Here is a 20,367-nt window from a genome sequence, read left to right as displayed (position 1 = left end):
TCTTCCTTTCTTAATTCCAATAATTGTTTAAACGCATATATGGGTTGTTGGCCATTGCAGACTTATCAATAGGCCATGTCCATCCACCTGCATTAAATGCGCCTACCGACATCGGTGCCATAGTATACTCAGTATTCATGACCTTCTTGGTCCGAACCAAATCATAATAAAAGTTACCCTCACCTAACAGTTCACGAACTCGCTCCCACCAGATTGCATCTTTGAGCTCATCGCCGGACACTGAAATTTCTGAAGCATCAGCACGTTTACGAATAACATTGACTACGGTACGCGCTTCCTCGTCGCGATTTAATTCTGCTAAGGCTTCGGCACGCAAAAGGATCGGATCGGAATAACGAAATATCATCTGATTGTCATCTGGATTATTGTCTTCACCTTCTTCCATAAATACATTGGAGAATTTCAAACATTGGAAATCACCATTCGTCGAATAAATATCTTTATCAAACCAATAGGTCTTACGCAGATCCGCTTCCGCCAGTGGATACATTTTTTCCATAAATTTCGGATCATAATAAATATAGGATTTCGATGTTACCTTATTTGGAGCATGTAATACGTAATCCGAGTAAGAAGCTGATAAATGGAAGCTCTCGCCATAGTTAAAGTTTTGCACGATCTCAAATAAACCTTCTTTGGTACGCCCTTTAAAAATTTCCTTGGTTCGTTTTAGATCCAATAATTCATAAGCCCCTCCGTTTTCCTCCATCAATTCTTTCCCAAGAGTAGCCACCTTTTCATAGTTAATGGATTTATCTTCTGTTGTAAAACCAGCAATCCACATATTGATATGCATATTCAATGCAATGGCACTGCCTCGCATTGCCTTAACAGCAACTACAGAAGGATCATCGTAAGTCCAGGGAAGATCTTGATAGGTTGCATCCAAATCAGCCGAAATATTTTTCAACACAGTCACCATATTCGTTCGTGGCAATGGGTTCGTATTCACATCGGTATAATAAGGAACATCCCCATAAAGACGCACCATAAAAAAGTAGGCCAAAGAGCGAAGAAAGATCGCCTCGGCCTTATAGGCGCTCTTTTGCCGCTCAGACAAAAACGGCATATCTTTATTATCCAGCTGATAGCAAACAATATTTGCATTTTGGACCATTTTATAAAAAGTGTCCCATTTCGTTATTCTTGGAAAACCGAAATAGGAAAAATCATTTTCACGGGCAAAAATCATAGACAGATTGTTATTCCGCAAATAGGCAATATAATCCCGGCCTGACCCACTTGTCGCACTAGTACGATTAGTCGGTGCGCAACGCAAGTCTCCAGACGCTGGAAAGAAAATATTCGTCATAGTTGCTTCCCGGAATGTAGAATAGATTCCACCCATATATTGCTCGACATCCCCCTTATTGGTCCAGTAATTGTTACCTGTCAATTTATCAATCTGTGTAATGTTCAAGAAATCCTTACCACAGGAGCCTAGTACTAAACTAACTCCAAGTAACGCTGTATATATAAACTTTCTTTTCATGAGATTTTCATATTAAAATTGTACACTGACCCCCAACGAATAGGTTCTTTTGCTTGGATATCCATTGGATCCATCCCGTCCTACCCCGGTCACTAACTCCGGATCCGGTCCCGAATAATGACTAAAGGTGAAGATATTACTCGCAGTAAAGTTGAGTCGTGCAGAAGTCAAACCATAACGCTTTAACCACATCCGGTTAAAATTGTAGCCTACTGTCGCTGAGCTTAATTTCAACCACGAACCATCTTCCAGAAACATGGTCGAATTGTAACGATAGGGGTTATAAAGAGACAAACGTGTAAAATCAGATACATTCGGGTAATCAGCATTATCACCCAACTGACGCCATACATTGTAAGCATCCAAAGGGACATAAGCACCTGGAATATATTTCAAATCGCCCTCTTTAATCCCTGTTGGTCTATCATAATTACGAAAACGGTCTGCTAGGGCGGTATTCAAAATATCCCGATCCAACGTATAATTGATCTGTGTACGTAAAGACCAGTTCTTATAACGCGTATATAAACTAAACCCGCCAGTCACTTTTGGCTGCGCATCACCAACGAATATTAAATCATTCTCATCTAGAATGTAATCGCCATTCAGATCAGTAAAAATAGGATCCCCTGCGCGGAAGTATTTTCCATCTGAAAGTGGCCCACCTGCGCGGTAACGCTGTCCAGTCAATGGATTCACTGGGACCTCATCATCCGATTTGTATACGCCCTTATAATCATATAAAACGAACGTAAGCGGGTTTCTTCCCAACCTAAAAAGTTGCGGCAGATCGAATCCTGAATCGTCTGCTTGGATCAATTGTCTAGCACCATCCGGCAATGCAGTCGTAAAACCTCTATTCAAAGCGAATGTTGCTGTACCTGTAAAGTCCCAGTCCTGATTTTGAAAACGTGGCCGCACATTAATGGTCAATTCATGGCCCATATTAACCATTGCAGCCTCATTCGTGAGCACATTTTCAAAAGCATTATGGTTCGCGATCGCTTTCGAACGCAAAATTTTATCGGACTGCTTGTAATAAGTCTCATACGTAACATATAAGGCACTGTTGAAAAAACCTAGTTCGGCAGCCACTGACCATTGTGTTGTGGTCTGCGGAACGAGTCCTGTATTTGGGGCATTCTTTAGATCAAGAGACGTTGTCGGTCTATTGTTATAACGGCCGTCATCGACCTTATACCATCCGTATAGATCAGCCACAGTTCCCGTTGGAGAAATCGTACGACCTACCGATCCACGCAAAAAGCCTGTGTCCCACCAATCCAGATTTTTCATAAAATTCTCTTTCTTAAAATTCCAACGAAAACCGAGCGAAGGATTGGATGACCATGGAGATGTTCCGCCAGTAACGGAAGTACCATCCACGCGGTAAGTGAGATCAAGAATATATTTTGAATCGTAGTTGTAAGAGAAATTACCGGCATAGGCGATAGAGCGGAAATTAGAAAGATTATTAAGTAACCCCCCTAAAGTTTTACGTGTGTCGTAACTGATACCTGTTTGGAATTGATCGTTGGCAGTCCCCCTGAACTTATTTAGATTTTCAGAAGATGACGAGATTTCCATTTCTGAGAATCCGTATACATTGATCATATGTTTTTCACCAAACATTTTAACCCAAGACAATAGGTTACGGTTATATACCTTACTCTTGTTCTGATAATAACCATATACCTCGGAGCTATTTCCTAGCAATAATTCGGGTGTAAACCGATCTTTTGTTGCAGTTGTATAATTGTAGTTAAAGGTAGTGGTTCCTCTTAAACCTTTAATAGGTTCATATTGCAATTCGATTTGAGCAACGTAATTTCCAGTTTTATTGTCATCGTTTACATTTAGTGCAGATAGTGCATCCATGCTACCCGAATAGAGTGACGGAGCAGGGTACAAGGAAGTTGTATTGGCGGACTTTCCAACCCCTGTTTGCATCGTTGCGTTACCACTTCCCATTCGATTTTGGCCTAAATTGGCATTCACATTGGCCATCATCCGAAAGCGGTCATTAGGTTCATATTGCATATTGGACTGTACCGTATAGCGTTTGAACCCTGTATTTGCGATGATACCATTTTCATCGTAATAATTCATATTCACTTTATAATTAAACACACGCTCTCCTCCCGAGATGTTCACATTATGTGTTTGATTATAGGTATTGCGATAGAAATAGGATTGCCAATCCGTCGAATTGTTGTAATACGGATTTAAACTATCTGCCAGCATCGGAGAATCATTAATCCGCTGAATCGCTGCTGCTAGCGTCGTATCATTCATTAAAATTTGTTCAATCCGAACCATACGTTCATCACGGCCGCCGATCACTTTACGTAATGGAGGCACCGCACTCATAAATCCTTGAAATTGATACTGAACAAGTGGAATCTTAGAATTTCCTCGTTTAGTCCGCACTTGGATGACCCCATACGCTCCACGTGAACCATAAAGTGCAGTAGCTTGTGCATCCTTCATTACCGTAATATCTTCGATATCTTCAGGTGGAATCATCGAGATAGGTGATACACCAGGCCCGGCAGTTTCAAAGCCATACTCGTATCCAGAGTTATCATCGATAGGAACACCATCAATGACAAACAAAGGTGAAGTTGGGGTTAAAAAGGTATTATCACCGCTACCAGATACATTAAAATTGGAGATACCGCGTACAGCAATCGATCCACGCATTCCGGGACTACCCGTATTATTTTGGATATTCATCCCCGCGACCTTACCCTGCAAAAGATCCACAAAGTTTCCCGAAGGAATATCTTGAATTTCCTTTCCTGAAATGGTTACAACAGATCCCGTTAGTGTTTCACGTTTCCGTTGCTGATAACCTACAACCACTGTTTCTTCAAGTTCATGTGTAGTCATCTGCATCACAATATTATACTCTTTTTTTGAATCGCCCACGGTCTGTCTAACCGTAGCATATCCCTGATAAGAAAATAACATTACACCTTGTGCAGGCACCGAAATAACGAAGCGGCCGTCGTCTCCCGTTTTGCCCAGATCCCTTTTTGGAGATTCCAATTTAATGGATACTCCCGCCAGAGGCTTATTATCATTCCCTTTTACCGTCCCCTTAATCATCGTGGACTGCGCTAGTACACCATTGGTTAGCACATGGGTAAAAAAGAGTATTAGTATACATAATTGTTTCATAATTCTTAAGCTAAGTTAACCGGTCACTATCAATCAAATTTTGGCGCTTCATGTGGAAATCGGAACTGAATCTCCCAATCTCCCTCTTCATATATTGCAAACGGAATGGAAAACCCACATAATTCCAAATAGCCAAGATTCCCTTTTCTTCTATACGCAATTGCCAAATAGGCTGCCGTTCCGTTGCCAAGTGTATATTCTGTCTCTATACGAGCTAAAGGAATAGGGTAAGCAACATCGTAAACTACTTTCTTATCGACCACCCTAGGATTAAATCCATGAACCAGCTTCGGCCAATCGGTCTCACTAAACTTAGCCGGATCTATTGGATTATTTAATGAATCCAAAAAACTAATAGTCAACGTTTTAGCACCCTTTCCCGTATTTTCAGTTTTATTCATATAAACTCGAATATCGGCGGAACCTAATGGTCTTCCTGTGCGCTCGCCAATCATATTTGACACAATAGCATTGGTATAGGGATAAGAAGACGAACCTGTAATTGGATCCTCAATACTCGGTTCATAAGCCTGCTCACGGAAAGGCTTTAATTTAAAATTACGCAAGTAACGTCGCCCGCCTGTATTGGTAACTTCAATATCGAACACATAGCCTGAGTCTGGCTGTGCCTTAACAAAAGCCGAGCGGGCAGATTGTCCCCAAAAGTTGATATTACCCGAATGCTCGAGAATTTCTAATAAGGGACGGTACTCAATTTTTCTCTTCGCTTCGATCTCCGCGATACTTTTTTCAAAACCTGTATAAGCCTCTTTCCAAACTTTGACTGGAAATTTATCGTTAAACACTGTCGCAGGTTCCCCATCTAAATCGCGTACATTGACAATCTTAAAGCTGAGGGGCTGTGAGGTATTCTGTCCAATGCTGACAATATTGTTGTAAAAAGTATTTCTACCCAGCACTGGCGTAAACTCAGTTGTATTATATACGATATCCTCGCCCAAAGAATCTTGATCGGTGGGTATATTTTTTTTACACGCTCCCAGGACCAATAATCCCAGACAAAACATCGCTATATTTCTTACGGAAGTATAAAATTTCATCTTCATGATGTTAGTTGTTTAAGAGTTTGGCCAATTTGCTGAATCCAAAATTGTGGCTCGGTGCCAAAATATGTAGCATACCATTGGTTGTTCGAATATTGACAACGGATGTATTACTTTCCTGCCAATATCTTTTAAATATGGAATTGTTCATATCACTGAGTACAAGCTGCTGCTGTCCGCCGCCAACGATTCCAGAGGCAGAAGTAACTTTATACTGTATGGTCATCCGATATTTATCAATAGAAAGTACTTCTTTTCCTTCAACAAAGTCCCGTAAAGCATCTGTATCATAGATTCCATCAAAAGCATAGTGATAGGTCAAGGTATCCAAAATGGTTTTTGGAATATCTTCCAGATACATCTTTGAGCGATTTGAGGCTTGACGTACAGCATTTAACGCTTCAAGTGCATTAGTAAAACTGTTATTTGTCGAAGCAAAGAATGTCGTTTTTTCAGACGTATTACCAAGCTTTGCCCGTAAATCCGGCACACGTTCCAAAACTAACAACAGGGAGTCATAGGTTGATCCTTGCTCCTCCAGAAATTGTAAAGTCGTACCATTATACTCCGTATAGTTCAAGCTATAGTTTTCATAATAGGTATTCCCTTTTTTACAAGCGGTAAATCCAAGTAGGATGCATAGCAAAAAACATCCTATATAGTATATTCTTCTCATCATGGTTAGTGCTTTGGTTATTTCCAATAGGAATTTTGTTTCAACTTCGAATTTCGAGATAATACATCTGCTGATATCGGCCAAAAAATTCCACCATTTTCAATCAAAGTGTTCAAAGTAGGATTGTTTTTCTTGATTTTAGCAAAACGAATCTGATCATACCATCGCCATCCTTCTCCCATCAATTCGCGCCGGCGTTCCAAGAATATCTCTCCTAACAAGTCTTTTGGCGACGATGAAATATAAGGCTTCAATCCCCGCTGTGCTTTGACTTGATTTAAATATTTTATCGCTTCATCCCGTTGGTTAAGCACCGTCTTGGCTTCTGCATATAATAGGAAAATCTCCTCTAAACGTGTAAACACTAAGTTTGAACCAAAAATTGAGAAATCAGAGTCTCCTTCACCATTCCGAATCACTTTGATCTTACTAAAAATCGGTATGTCGCCGTTATAATTGGTGAAATAGTTTGTTCGAATCAGTCCTGAAACAGAGTCAATACCAAAACGCGTGTCATTAGGGTCATCAAAGATGGCATTGATTGTATCGCGGTTAACAAAAATATCCGGTTTGGCTTTCGTTACAATCGGATAACCCAAGGTCAAGGATTCAAGGTGACCTGTATTCGTTGCCTCTCCAAGTTCATAAGAGGAACGGATCGCTAAAATCTGTGCACGTGTGCTCGGACCAAATAAACCGTCTGTCGGACTCACAAGCGATGGCACATTTAACAAAGCCAGATTAGCCTGTGTATAATTATCAATCACAAATTTTGAATAGACATCCGCATTGATATATTTTCCCTGCCAAGCAGCAATATGCGCTAGAATAGAATAAGCTGTGATTTTATTCACCAAAACTCCGCTCCAGACAGATTCTGACTCGCCATAATAAGTTTGCTGACCAACGGCATATCGATAAGGCAGGTCCTCAGCCGCTTTAAGCAACTCCTCTTCTGCAAATGCAAGAACCGTAGATTCAGAAGATTGTGCTACTTCAGCAAAGCTCCCATTATCATAGGAATCCTTTAATAAAGGAACCTCGCCCCAGATACGTACCATGTAAAAGTACATCAACGCTCGAATACTGCGGGCTTGGCCAATATCATATTTCAGATCCCGCTCCGTGTAACGGCTATCTTTTTTCAAAACTTCCGGTGCACGCTCAATAAATAATGAGGCTGCATTAATCACCGCGTAAAAACGCCTCCAGTCCGTCAAGTCCTTTATAAGCGGATAAGAAGCTTTCAGCTTATTTTCCTGAACAACACGTAAATCAGCCCGCGAATAGGAATTAAAATCACCATAACGCATTTCTCCATAAACCCAGTGCCCATAATTATCAACCATAGCCGCTCGCATCAGGCCATAGATGCCCATCAAATGTGCACGCGTATCAGATACAGATGCCCATTCCCGCCCTTCAGCACCAACATTACTGGCTACTATATCTAATTTTTTATTGCAAGAAGAAAATAACACCGACATACTCAGCATGAGCACGAGGTACTTCCCCCATTGATTATATCTTTTCATATTAAACATTCAATTATTAAGGTTTACAGTTCCAATTTTATCCCTACACTGACCATCGGAGAAAGTGGTAATCCATATCCTGTATAGTAGCCATTGAAATCAATTAGTTCAGGATCCTTTCCCGAAAATTTAGATATCGTCAATAGATTCATTCCCGAAACGTATACATAGGCTCGGCGCATCGTTTGGAATTTATTCTTTATACCGTTTAATTGAATCAGATCATAACCTAAGGTCAATGCTCTAAGTTTAAGAAATGAAGCATTTTCGAGAAATAGATCCTGGTCTACACGGTATGCAACAAGTGGACTCCATGGATTATAGATCGGATATTTTGTAATATCCACATCTTGTTGCCAATGGAATACTTCGCGAATACCGTCCAGCGAATTAGTATTTTCGGTATTGATAAAATCATATTTGGATGCTGCGCGCTGATTTAGTGCTTTTTGACCTAAAGCAAAATACCATTGCATGTTCAATTCAAACCCTTTAAATTTAAACTGATTAGTAAAACCGCCTACCAGTTTAGGCATAGCATTTCCTTTTAATACGCGATCCTTCTCATCAATAACAAAGTCTCCATTCTGATCTTTCCAACGTGGGTCCCCGGCGGCAAAATCGACCCCATCAAATTGCAATTTACGGCCATTTTGAACAGGAATTTCTGCGTCCGTATTATAAATTCCTTCATTTTCGTATAGCCAAAATTGATCAACGGCTTGTCCAACACGTAATAAACGATCTCCGACTTTCAGTTCGGTTTTTCCATTTGGTAATGCCGTTAGCTTATTTTGATTAAAATTTAGATTTAATGATGAAGTCCATTGGAATCCAGCAGGATCATTCAATATTTTCCCACCCACATTCAAATCCACACCTCTATTTTGAACCGTAAGACCATTGATAATCTGTCCGGAATATCCATACTCCGCTGGGATAGGCATATTGATCAATTGGTTCACATCTTTCTTTTGGTATAATGATGCTCTTACATCCAATCGCTTTTCCAATAAAGTCCCGTCAATTGTCAGCTCAGCATGATCAGTATACGGCCATTGAATACCGTAACCTACCCATCCTTCTGAATAAGGGCGGGAAGCGACCGCAAATCCATTATAAGAAACCAATGACTTCTCCGACCCCCAATTTAAATCAGCCGTATAATTGGGGCCAACAGCATATTTACTCGTAAAGATGGGTTTGCCAATTCGCGCCCAAGAAGCCTTTACACTTAATTGGTCAACAACTTCTGCTTCACCTTCTTTTACAAATTGATAATTGGCGGAGAATGCCGGGGTCATCAGCCAACGCGAGTCTGGTTGTACAGTTGACGAACCATCATATCGTAATAATGCGTTAATATCCAAACGATCATTCCATGTGTAATGACCAGACAAATACAACGAATGTAATCTAAAATCCTCCCGATTGGACCAGCGATTGACATAAAGTCCACCGATCGGCGTAAGATAGCTTCCCTTTTGAGAGTCTCCCTCAACCACATTGACCTTAATAAAATCATTGGGGCCATCATATGCCCGTCCGTAATGGTAGCGATACAGATCTTGGGTATAAGCAGACCCCAGCTTAAAATCAAATTTATGCTTGTCTTCGAACTTGAAATTGTAGTCCAAACTATTATTGAACACCAAACGCTGATTAAAACCAAAATAACTCGACATATAGTTATTTGTTTCCATCAGTGATCCTGGAAAGAATGCTTCACGTTTACCCTCGGAATAATCTACGCCAAAGTTTGTATTGAATTTAAGATTAGGCAATAGGTAGAGATCCAAATTAACAGCCAAGTTGAGCATATTAACCGTATTGTTATCCAATGCCCCTTTATAGACATCAAGATATTCGCTATACTTATCCTTATTCGGAGAAATTGGAACGGCCAAATCCGGCACATAAGCCGCTTCGCCAAAGCGATCTCGTAAACTACGATTCCGGTCACGCAAACTGCGGCTAGCATTGATGGTTGTCCCAAAATTAAACCACTTATAGGGCGCCATATTGACATTAAAAAGGGCATTATAACGTTCAATATTTGTCTTATCAGCTGCATTGGCATTTTTCATATAGCCGCCCATAAAAGCAAAATTCGCACGGTCTCCACCGCCTCTTATACCCAGATTACCACCATAAATCGGTGTGTTTTTATAGTATGCATCATCCCAATTAGCAGGACCATAGTAATTTACATTAGTCTCATCACTCAGATAACCCGGATAACTTAATTTATCGGATGCAGATGCATATTTATCATAAAAGGCCGACCGAAACAAATTCTCATATTGCGCATTTACTGGAGTTACAACCGGTTTAGTTGCTAATCCAACATAACCATCAAAACTGATTTCCCGTCTACCCTCCTTTCCGGGTTTGGTCAAAATCCAGATTGCGCCATTAGCTGCTAAAGGACCTAATTTTGCCAATAAGACAGGATCTTTGATGACTTCAACTGATTCAATCGTAGACAGTTCTATTCCTGCAAAATTATCTGTCCCTGGCCCTAAACGGTTAAATTGATATTGCTGAATCGAATAGGTAAAATTATTATCCCGTGCTATCGGTATACCATTGACATACACCGCTGGTTGAACCCCAACAGCATCTTTAGCTGCAAGCAGCGGACTTCCTATCCCTCTAATAACCATATTCTTTGGAGTTCCAGGTTCACCAGTAGATTCCTGAACATAAAGTCCAGAGACCTGTCCTTTCAATACCTGAGGAATTCCCACAAGAGGCAGTGTCTCAACATTTCCTTTGTTGAGGCTATCCTTCACCTGTTGCTTCTGCAACAGGGCTTTAAGCCTTCCTCGCAAAAGCTGTTGATCCGCTTCATTGATCTGTGAAGTGTCTTGCTGCAACTTCCACTTATCCCAAGCTTTCGCATGGTTATTGTGAAACATAGGCACAAGAAATAAAAAACAAAATAGTCTTCTCATTCGATTTTGACTTTAGGCTATAAATTTTGAATTGGTAAAAGCGTATCTCTGTAAGGCATATAATATTATATGCTACGGCTATAAAATTCTAATTCTGGTACGGCAATAATTGCTTGTTAGTTGACCAAATATATATAAGTGAACTTGAATATCACTACTCCCAAAACAACTCAAACGTTTGCGTATATTGAGCAAACGTTTGCATAACATCAAAAGACAGGTAATAAATCCTACTTTTTTACTAGATTTAACTCATGAAGCTTATTATATTTGATCTGGACGGAACACTGCTAGACACATTACAAGACCTCGGGGACAGCTGCAATGCTATTCTTGAACACTATGGATATCCAACCCATCCACTCGTCGCTTATAAGAAATTTGTAGGTAATGGCGTACAGAAACTTATCGAAAGGGCATTGCCCGAAAAAGCACGGACTACAGAGACGATTACAGCATTGCTTGCAGCTTTTAAGACATATTATGAACAAAAGCCTATATCGCATACCAAACCCTATACAGGAATTATACCATTACTCCAAGAACTAAAATCCCTAGGTTACCTCATCTCCGTGGCCTCAAATAAATATCATGAAGCTGTCATCCCACTGATGCAGCAATACTTCCCCGATATTTCATTTGACCTTGTCCTGGGCCATCGCTCAGGTCATCCAGCCAAACCCGATCCCGCAATTGTCCTGGACAGCATCGAGACATTGGGTGTCAACAAACAAAATTGCTTTTATGTTGGTGATTCATCGGTCGATATGGATACTGCCAATAATGCTTCGGTAACAGCCATAGGTGTGACATGGGGTTTTCGCGATGAAGACGAATTAAAGGAACATGGCGCTCAATATATTATCCACAGACCACAAGAACTGCTAGGTATTATATAATCGTATATTATAAAAAAGAAAAGCGGCACCCAGATCAATCGTGATCCAAGTGCCGCTTTTTTTTTAAAGCAGGAGGCTACATTTTCGCATCCATCAATTGCTCGCTTTGCGTTTTGGGGTTACCCAATTTCATTTTTATAACAAAAGCTTTATTGGCCACAAATGATGCTGGAAGTACAACATCATAATAGGTATTTTTATCAAGATCCAAACCAATATCAGCATGTTTTAGCACCAAGGACTGTCCATCTTGGAGCAATACTGCCGTTGTTGGGACTGCTGTTGCATTTTTAGGCACTGCAATACGGACAATATTATTGACAGGTCTATTAAAAACTGTAAGATAGAGGTTATCTTCTTTCTTTGTAAAATACCCCAGTTTAGATGGTGCAAGCCCGGCATGCCGCACACCATAAACAGCTTCTCCATTGATTTTGATCCAGTCGCCAATTTCTTTCGCCAGTTTGTCCTCGCCCGGATGCATACGCCCATTTCCATCGGGGCCAAAATTCAACACGAAATTCCCGTTCATCGATACACAATTCATCAACATATCGATCAAATCGTCAGATGTCTTCGTATAAATGCCAGACCAGTCCTTCATATAGCCCCAGCCATTAGGTGGAATCGTCATGACACAATCCCAATCGCGTCCTTCCAACCATTCAAACTCCTTCGGCATTTTCCGTTCCCATCCCTGTTCATAATCCCCCAGCATATCACCATTCGAATCGAAATGTCTTTTTCCAAATTCATCATTGCGGAAACGGCTACCGATGATTAATCCGGGATGTTTCTCGCGAAGTTCCTTTTCCAGTTTATAGGTAAATTCATAGGACTGAATCCAGGATTGATCCCAGGTACCGTCAAACCAAAATCCTTTTATCTGTGGATAGTTCTGAAGAAGCTCCAATAATTGATTACGTGTATATTCCAAAAACTTATTGAATTTAGCTTTCTCCTCCGGTGTGGATGGCACCTTGGACATATAGTTGGAATTATTCCATTCCATGATTGAAAAATACAAAAATACATCGATGCCCTCAGCTGTATATGCATCCACAACCGCTTTGACAACGTCTTTTTTATAAGGGCTCTTCTTGATAGTATAATCCGTGTATTTTGAAGGCCATAAGGCGAACCCATCGTGATGTTTAGTAGTAAAAATCAAATACTTAGCCCCCATATCTTTGGCTTGCTTAGCCCACTGCTTCGCATCAAATTCTTTGGGATTAAATTGCTTGTATAAATTATCATAGGTGTTTTTCCAGTCCTTTGGAGCCGTAGTACCGCTCCAAGTACGAATCCATTCCGAAGCAGCGGCCCCCTTCCGAGCACTTACCCCCTCCCACTCATTTCCGGGGATCGCATAAAGACCCCAGTGGATAAACTGGCCTAAACCATAGCTACGAAAACGTTCCATCGCTTCATCTGTCCGATGCGCAGGCGTTAAAGGCCCGTATTTTACCTCAATTCTTTGTTCGACTTTTTTACGCGGCCCTGTCCATTGCGCAGAAGCAGTTTTCCCAGCCAATAGCGTACTACCGAGCAGCAAGGTCGCCATCAATCTATTATAGCTTATCATATTTTTCTAATTGTTTATTTCAACGATTCTTATATATTTCTAACTTATTCAGGAGACAATATCCTCAAACAGCAACCCGTGAAAGTCTACATTATGCGCTAAGTTAGTCAGCATTATCGATATACTGTTTCTGTGTTTTCTTCATAACAACCGGTTCAGGATGACTGTCCTGAAATGGATCAAAGTAATAAATCCCCTGTTCCCGGTACAAGGCTAGATGTTTCTTTAACAGCGTGGCGAATTGTTCAAAATTACGCTGCTTTCCCGATGTCCAGGCCGCCTCCGCCAATGCCGCAATTCTTGGAAAGACGAGATAATCTAATCGGTTTATATCCGTCACTGTTTCTGTCCAAAGATTACCTTGGATACCAAGTATCTGTTTTCTTCGGTCACCTAGGCTGTCTAATTGTTCTCCCGCAAAATTATAAACGTCTTGAATGTGATTAAACCCTTTGCCCCACTTTCTTCCGTAGCGATGATTTTCCTGCTGCACAAAATCAAAATATAAAGGCAGGCGGGGTGTAAGAATAGCCTGATAACCCTTTTCCAAAATTTTGTTGAGCTGCGCTGGCTTGTCGTGACGCCACCACATCATAACAGTCCTGTCTTTGGCCAGCTTTGCTTCTACCATCTCATCCCAAACAATAACTTTTCCATTTATCCGAGCGACAGAATCTGCCATCCGCCGAATAAAATATTCCTCGACCTCCTTATTGGATTTTAACCCTTCAGTCTTTTTTAAATCCTGAACCTGGCGATCGTTATTCCAGGCATCACTGCCGAAAGCGACCTCGTCACCTCCCAAATGCACATAAGTCGATGGAAAAAGTACTTTTACTTCGCGCAAGACATGAGTTAGAAATGAATATGTTGTATTTTTTGCTGGGTGAAAAGTAAAATCAGGATGTTTCTCATTTCCCCCGCCGGATAAAAACGGGTAGGCACGATTTGCTGCAGTCGCATGTCCCGGCATGTCAATCTCGGGGATAACCTCAATATTACGTTCGTCAGCGTAAGCTATAATCTCACTGATATCATTTTGTGTATAGTATTGTACGCTGGCATAAGGATCAAGGTAATTACCGATACCACCAATTTGAGTCAGCCAAGGATAACGTTGTATGCTTAAACGCCAAGCAGGCTCGTCCGTCAGATGCCAATGAAATTTGTTCAGTTTATAAAATGCCATCCAATCTAACAATGACTTTACTTTTTCCTTCCCAAAAAAGTGTCTCGACTCGTCTAACATAAAACCACGCCATGCAAACTGTGCTTTATCTTTAATATCAACAGCATCTAGCTCACGCTGATCTCCTCTTTGTACTGCAACAGACAACAATTGATCTAAACTTGCAATTCCATTAACAAGTCCCGATTTACCTGATGCATATATTCGAATTCGCATAGGGTCTATCTGCAGGCGGTAAGCTTCTCGTTCAAGTGTTTCATCCAAGGCGATCACAATTTGGGCATCTTCGTCTCTTGTCGCAACATAGGCCGAAATTCCAAAATGCCCAAGCAGAAGCTTCTTTAAATACAATAATGTGGGGTCAAAAAGAGGATCAGCGACAATCCCTATATTTCGGCCGAGGTTAAGTTTACCCGTTCGTACCTCGTAGTGCTGCGGACGAGGGATAATAGCTACCTGTGCCTCCGCAAACTGTATCAGCAAGAATAACAAAAGAAATATCCCTGTTAATCTACCTTTCATACGTTCTATAGTTGTCTTTCTATTCATTAGATAAATCTATTCTTGTAAAGTACTTGTCTCTGAATACGTTCAATCGCACATTTTTCAGTCCCGGTTTATGCTATAATTGGTCTACAATAGCAAGTGCAAGCTGTAAAATGAAAACGAAAACCCATGCAATGAACTATTTATATCCGTTTTGTCTGCATTTTTCCTGCAATACAATGGTAAAGAATTTATTATTTATTACTGTAGTCCAGGTATAGTCAATCGTTTGCGCAAATCTCGAAAACGTTGTAGTGAATAGACACAACAAATCTAATAACGAAACAATCATATTTAAAATAGATATTTTTATCACTTATAATTAAAAAAAGGATATAGTATTCGTTCTCCCGAAGATCGTCCAATTAGCCATTGTCGTTTTGTTAGCTATATTTGAAGACATAAATACAATATCCTAAGTTAAAACCGTATGATAAAAAAGATATTTTATCCCCTGATCTTGATTGGAATACTACTATTGAACGTACAAGCGCGAACCGTAGTTCCATTTAATACCAGCTGGACTTTCAAAAAAGGCCCCTTTTCTACATCATCATTAGATTATAACCAACTGTTTGAAGGGAAATGGCAGCTAGTCAATTTACCCCACACCTGGAATGCTAACGATATGCAGACCAAAGAGATTAAGCCCGGAAGTTTAGGAAAAAATGAGCGCTTTTATACTGGCGATGCTTATTATCGTAAATCATTTGTACCCGAAACAGCTTGGAAAGGAAAACGCATTTTTATTCGATTTGAAGGTGTCAATACCAATACCGAAGTTTATGTAAATAATCAGCCTTTATCAGCCAAAGAAGGGAAAAATGACCTTACCTACGATAATACCCAGCGCAATGGAAGCTATAATTTCGTAGGCCGGCACCAGGGAGGCTACTCAGCCTTTGTTTTTGAATTGACCAGTATGCTCCAATTCGGAAAAGAAAACGAAATTTTAGTCAAGGTAAACAATGAGGCCACCCCGCAAGTCATTCCTGTTAACCATACTCTTTTTCCCATGTATGGCGGCATTTATAGACCCGTGGAGCTTATTGTAACAGATGACATCAATATTGCGGTGAATGATTTTGCATCCAAAGGAATCTATATCACGCAAAAAAATGTATCCAAGAAAACAGCCGACGTCGCTGTAAAAATAAAAATAGACAACAAGTCCGGAAAGAAACAACCAATCGAAGTGCTGACAACGGTTTTCGAAAAAGACGGATCGATTAAAGCCAAGCAAAGCACACAGTACACATTGCTACCTCAGGGCCGTCAGATCGTTACCCAACAGATCTCAGTCAAAAATCCACATTTATGGCAGGGTTTAGATGATCCATATCTCTATAGAGTGGTTACACAGATCAAAAAGAACAACCAGCTAGTTGATGAGGTGACAGCACCGCTTGGTCTCCGAAAATTTGAGCTGCGCACAGGAGAAGGTTTCTTTCTGAATGATATCAAATACCCCTTACACGGTGTCTGCCGCCATCAGGACCGCCTCGGAAAAGGATCCGCACTGAGCTATGCAGACCACGACGAGGATCTCGCCATTATCAAAGAAATGGGCGCAACATCGATCCGATTGGCACACTATCAGCAATCGGAATACTTCTATTCAAAATGCGATAGTATGGGATTAGTGATCTGGGCCGAAATTCCATTTGTTAATCGCGTAACGACATTCGAAGAGAATAATGCGCAACAGCAATTGAAAGAATTGATCCGACAAAACTTTAATCATCCTTCAATTTATATTTGGGGGATGCACAATGAGGTATATACACCTTCAGCCTATACGATTGATCTGACAACCAAATTAAATGATCTTGCCAAATCTGAAGACCCCGATCGCTATACCGTTTCTGTCAGCGGTTATAATGTCATCGACCATCCGGTCAACAACAATGCAGACGTACAAGGCATTAACCATTACTTCGGCTGGTATAATGGTGAACTGGAAGACAAATCAACCAAAGAGGATGATGTCGCCTCTTGGGCAAAACGTATCAGTGAAGAATTCAAAGATTACCGGATTATCTTTTCGGAATATGGTGCTGAAGCTATTCCCGAAGACCAAGCAGAAGAAGTTGGTAATTTTGGCAATCAATGGAGCAACCCTGCGTTTTTCCCCGAAGAATATGCTACCAAATTTCATGAGGTCCATTGGGGTGTAATCGCTAAAAATCCGATTTTCTTGGGTTCCTATGTATGGAATACCTTTGATTTTGCCACGCCAATTACCGGTCTAAATGTCAATCCTAGAAATTATAAAGGCCTGGTTTCCTTTGACCGTAAATTGAAAAAAGATGGTTTTTATTGGTATAAAGCTAACTGGAGCAAAGAGCCTGTATTGTATATTACACAACGACGTATGGTCAATAGAGGGAATGAAATCACTGCTGTTACAGTTTATTCCAATAGAGGTGAACCAACATTGACGGTTAACGGTCAACTCATCAAAGGTGCAAAAATTGGTCAGACCAATGTACATTACATCTTTGAAAACGTGAAGCTAAAACTGGGTAAAAATACGGTGGAGGCGAAAATCAGCCAAAAAGAGGGCAAAGTATTAAGCGACACTATTGAATGGAACTATGATCCCACATATAAACAGGGGCCATCAGGACCAACAAAATCGAAAACAGAGCATGTAGGTCTGTAGTTGACCGACAAAAGCCAGGTGTTTACCGAGATTGTTTCGAGATTGGCCTAATGAGCGTCGCCAGTGCGCTATTTCCGGCCTATCTTTGAATCATCAAATAAGAAATAAAAAATTTAAAAAAATAAACATCATGGCAACTAAAACAACTTTCAGCATCAACAGTAAAACAATTACTAAAGTTTTTCAAGATCTTTTCGATTCTTTCAAAAGCTCCCGTTTAAAAGTTTCATCCAAGAATGGACAAGAATACTTAAATATCTCTTTGTTATTAGCTGTAATCATCGGAATTGTTTTTCCGGTAGCTTTCATTGCACTGATTATAGTAAGCCTGGTTGCACCTATTGAAATTGCAATCCTTCAAGAAGTGAAAGAAGAGGATACAAATCCAAAGATGATTGAGCTCAAATAAGCAAAAAATAAAAGACAATAAAATGTATAACAAGGGGGATGGTCCACATGGACCATCCCCCTTTTATGTATAGGCCAAAAGAAATACCTTATTTCGTTTCTATCTTATCAAATGGTCTAATAGGAGACAAATTAAAGGTAAAATTCCCTTTTGAATCCACGCCACCTGCACCTCTGACACGGGCTTTGATCTCGTATTTCGATTTCGGATTATAATTTGTTATTGTAAAATTGTAATAAAAGGGTTTAATCTTATTAGTACCTCTAAATTTATCCGCTAGCGCATGGTGTCCATCCTCCGCAATGACATGTCCATCCTGCAGTAATTGTACAGCATCAATCTCCAGAAAATTCTTACCTTCTACAAAGAAAAATCCAGCTTGTGCCCTTCCGTTATCGTAAATCTTCTTCGTCACATCAAAACTCAACAAACTATACTCTTCCTTGATATCCTGGGGTCCCCAGGATCCCGATATATATCCTCCCGGACGGTAATAATCAATACGCATGGAATCCAGTCTTGGAAGATTCGCCTCCAGCCGATGACTGAATGCTGTATAATCTTTCGCTGATTTGGACGACCATCCAATTTCGGCTACGGCAAGTAATCTCGGAAAATTCTGTACGTTCAGATCTTTAATATCCTGCGCCAAAGCAGTCCACATATTTCCCTGTACACCGAGAACAAGCTGCTCCTCGGCCGGACTAAGTCCCGCAGAAGGGTCAAATTCATACACTCTTTTCAGCGAATTTATTTGAGGATAGGCCAGATCAGTCATTGTCCCATCGTTACGATCAGCCTGGGTAATATCAAAATAGAGATGAGAGGCAGGGGTAGCTACCGCTTTAAACCCATCTTTAGTTGCCTCCTTGATCGCTTCCTCACCTAGCCAACTCATAATCGCTGTACTTTTTGGCAAATTTTCAGCATCGGCTAAGATATCGTTCCATCCTATCGGCTTCTTACCTTTCTGAACAATGATTGCAGAAACACGCTGTACAAAATAGCTTTGCAGCGCTTTGACATCCTTGATATGATGCTGTGTCATAAAATCTTGCACATGGGCTTCTTTTTCCCATAGGTCATGACGCACCTCGTCCCCTCCAAAATGGATGTAACTACCCGGGAAGAGATTGGCAATTTCGGTGAATACGTTATCCAAGAATTCATAGGTAAACTCTTTTGTTGGATCCAATGTATTGGGCGTAAATTGATTTCCCCAATACCCCCAAGATGACACAAAAGGAAAAATATGATTGGGATATGAATTTTTGTTGACCCCCAGTTCAGGATAGGCCAATATAGTTGGCCAGGAGTGTCCCGGAACATCGATCTCCGGTACGATGGTAATATTACGTTCCCGCGCATACTGAACGACCTCCTTGATCTGCTCCTGTGTATAAAATCCACTGCGTTCTGTTGGTTGCTTTTCTGTCCGGTGAAAGACTGTCGCATTTTCCAGTGTCAATTTCGGATACTTCTTTATTTCAATACGCCAGCCCTGGTCATCCGTTAAATGCCAGTGGAAAGTATTCATTTTGTATAATGCCATAACATCCAAATACTTTTTTACCGTATTGACATCAAAGAATGTCCGGCTTACATCTTTCATATAACCTCGCCAATGGTAGCGGGGATAATCTTTAATTTTTACTGCTGGAATATTCCAGTTTATATCTTTTGTTGGATTACTAGCCTCAAAAGCCGTAGGCAGAAGTTGCCGCAGTGATTGTGCCGCATTGAAAAGTCCCTGTGGAGTTTTCGCTGTCATCACCACTCCTCGATTGGAAACTTCAAGCTGATAGCCTTCATCATTGGGGATGAGCAGTTTATGGTCCAATCTAAATTCAATGCTATTACTCGCCTGCTTCTTCACTTCCAGGGGATAATGCGTTGCCTTTCTCAACTGATCAACAAACAAAGACACATCTTTCAGATCGCAATTTTTAAAGCTTAATGCCGTACGTCCATTTAATTGGAACTGCCCTGTTCCCAAACTGACTTCCTGAGGTTTCGGGATAATATCAATGCCGGACTGTGCCTGGAGTCCCTGTGCAAAGAGAAGAGACAAAGCTGCCGAAAAAAAGATTTTTTTCATTAAAATTTAAGTTTTTATTTCTAAATAAATGGACCTAAAAAAGACCAT

At 40.6% G+C, this 20,367-nt stretch carries 12 protein-coding genes; 3 read left to right on the top strand and 9 right to left on the bottom strand.

Annotation, left to right across the window (positions count from 1 at the left end; translation table 11 throughout):
• Nucleotides 1–10: 10 nt before the first annotated feature.
• Genes AB1Z56_RS22245 through AB1Z56_RS22220 form a run of 6 tightly spaced genes read right to left on the bottom strand, consistent with a single transcriptional unit; the run spans nucleotide 11 to nucleotide 10,928 of the window.
• On the bottom strand, nucleotides 11–1,513 hold the full coding sequence (locus AB1Z56_RS22245; protein ID WP_309359662.1) for a RagB/SusD family nutrient uptake outer membrane protein: 1,503 nt from the start codon (nucleotides 1,511–1,513) through the stop codon (nucleotides 11–13).
• A gap of 12 nt (nucleotides 1,514–1,525) precedes the next feature.
• Nucleotides 1,526–4,696: a SusC/RagA family TonB-linked outer membrane protein gene (locus tag AB1Z56_RS22240; RefSeq protein ID WP_309359660.1), complete on the bottom strand. Its 3,171-nt coding sequence runs from the start codon at nucleotides 4,694–4,696 to the stop codon at nucleotides 1,526–1,528.
• 29 nt (nucleotides 4,697–4,725) lie between these two features.
• Entirely contained in the window at nucleotides 4,726–5,763 is a 1,038-nt protein-coding gene (locus tag AB1Z56_RS22235; protein ID WP_309359658.1) for a DUF5007 domain-containing protein, read from the bottom strand.
• Nucleotides 5,764–5,767: 4 nt separating this feature from the next.
• A complete protein-coding gene (locus AB1Z56_RS22230) occupies nucleotides 5,768–6,439 on the bottom strand; it encodes a hypothetical protein (protein WP_426790212.1) in 672 nt (223 codons plus the stop codon).
• Nucleotides 6,440–6,453: 14 nt separating this feature from the next.
• Nucleotides 6,454–7,971 carry a RagB/SusD family nutrient uptake outer membrane protein gene (locus tag AB1Z56_RS22225; protein WP_426790211.1) on the bottom strand — a complete coding sequence of 506 codons (1,518 nt, stop codon included), beginning with the start codon at nucleotides 7,969–7,971 and terminating at the stop codon, nucleotides 6,454–6,456.
• A 23-nt stretch (nucleotides 7,972–7,994) separates the two neighbouring features.
• The gene (locus tag AB1Z56_RS22220) at nucleotides 7,995–10,928 is read right to left on the bottom strand and encodes a SusC/RagA family TonB-linked outer membrane protein (protein WP_426790210.1); all 2,934 of its coding nucleotides are present in this window, start codon (nucleotides 10,926–10,928) and stop codon (nucleotides 7,995–7,997) included.
• Nucleotides 10,929–11,182: 254 nt separating this feature from the next.
• On the opposite strand from AB1Z56_RS22220, the gene AB1Z56_RS22215 reads away from it, so the two are divergent.
• Nucleotides 11,183–11,827: an HAD family hydrolase gene (locus AB1Z56_RS22215; protein ID WP_426790209.1), complete on the top strand. Its 645-nt coding sequence runs from the start codon at nucleotides 11,183–11,185 to the stop codon at nucleotides 11,825–11,827.
• Nucleotides 11,828–11,903: 76 nt separating this feature from the next.
• Here AB1Z56_RS22215 and AB1Z56_RS22210 read toward each other — a convergent pair whose 3' ends face one another.
• Nucleotides 11,904–13,412, bottom strand: coding sequence for an alpha-L-fucosidase (locus AB1Z56_RS22210; RefSeq protein WP_309359648.1), 1,509 nt, complete (start codon nucleotides 13,410–13,412; stop codon nucleotides 11,904–11,906).
• Nucleotides 13,413–13,515: 103 nt separating this feature from the next.
• Complete coding sequence (locus AB1Z56_RS22205; protein ID WP_426790208.1) at nucleotides 13,516–15,150, bottom strand: beta-N-acetylhexosaminidase; 1,635 nt, start codon at nucleotides 15,148–15,150, stop codon at nucleotides 13,516–13,518.
• A gap of 427 nt (nucleotides 15,151–15,577) precedes the next feature.
• Between AB1Z56_RS22205 and AB1Z56_RS22200 the strand changes: the two genes are divergently transcribed.
• On the top strand, nucleotides 15,578–17,812 hold the full coding sequence (locus tag AB1Z56_RS22200) for a glycoside hydrolase family 2 protein (protein ID WP_426790207.1): 2,235 nt from the start codon (nucleotides 15,578–15,580) through the stop codon (nucleotides 17,810–17,812).
• Between the two features lie 130 nt (nucleotides 17,813–17,942).
• Entirely contained in the window at nucleotides 17,943–18,221 is a 279-nt protein-coding gene (locus AB1Z56_RS22195) for a DUF4342 domain-containing protein (protein ID WP_313266342.1), read from the top strand.
• 88 nt (nucleotides 18,222–18,309) lie between these two features.
• Here AB1Z56_RS22195 and AB1Z56_RS22190 read toward each other — a convergent pair whose 3' ends face one another.
• A complete protein-coding gene (locus AB1Z56_RS22190; RefSeq protein WP_309359640.1) occupies nucleotides 18,310–20,319 on the bottom strand; it encodes a beta-N-acetylhexosaminidase in 2,010 nt (669 codons plus the stop codon).
• Nucleotides 20,320–20,367: the final 48 nt, after the last annotated feature.

It is taken from the genome of Sphingobacterium sp. WOUb80, assembly GCF_050058145.1.
In the GTDB taxonomy this organism is placed as follows: Bacteria; Bacteroidota; Bacteroidia; order Sphingobacteriales; family Sphingobacteriaceae; genus Sphingobacterium.
The sequence above is the reverse complement of the archived record's forward strand: the minus strand, read 5'-3'. Positions and strand labels throughout refer to the sequence as shown.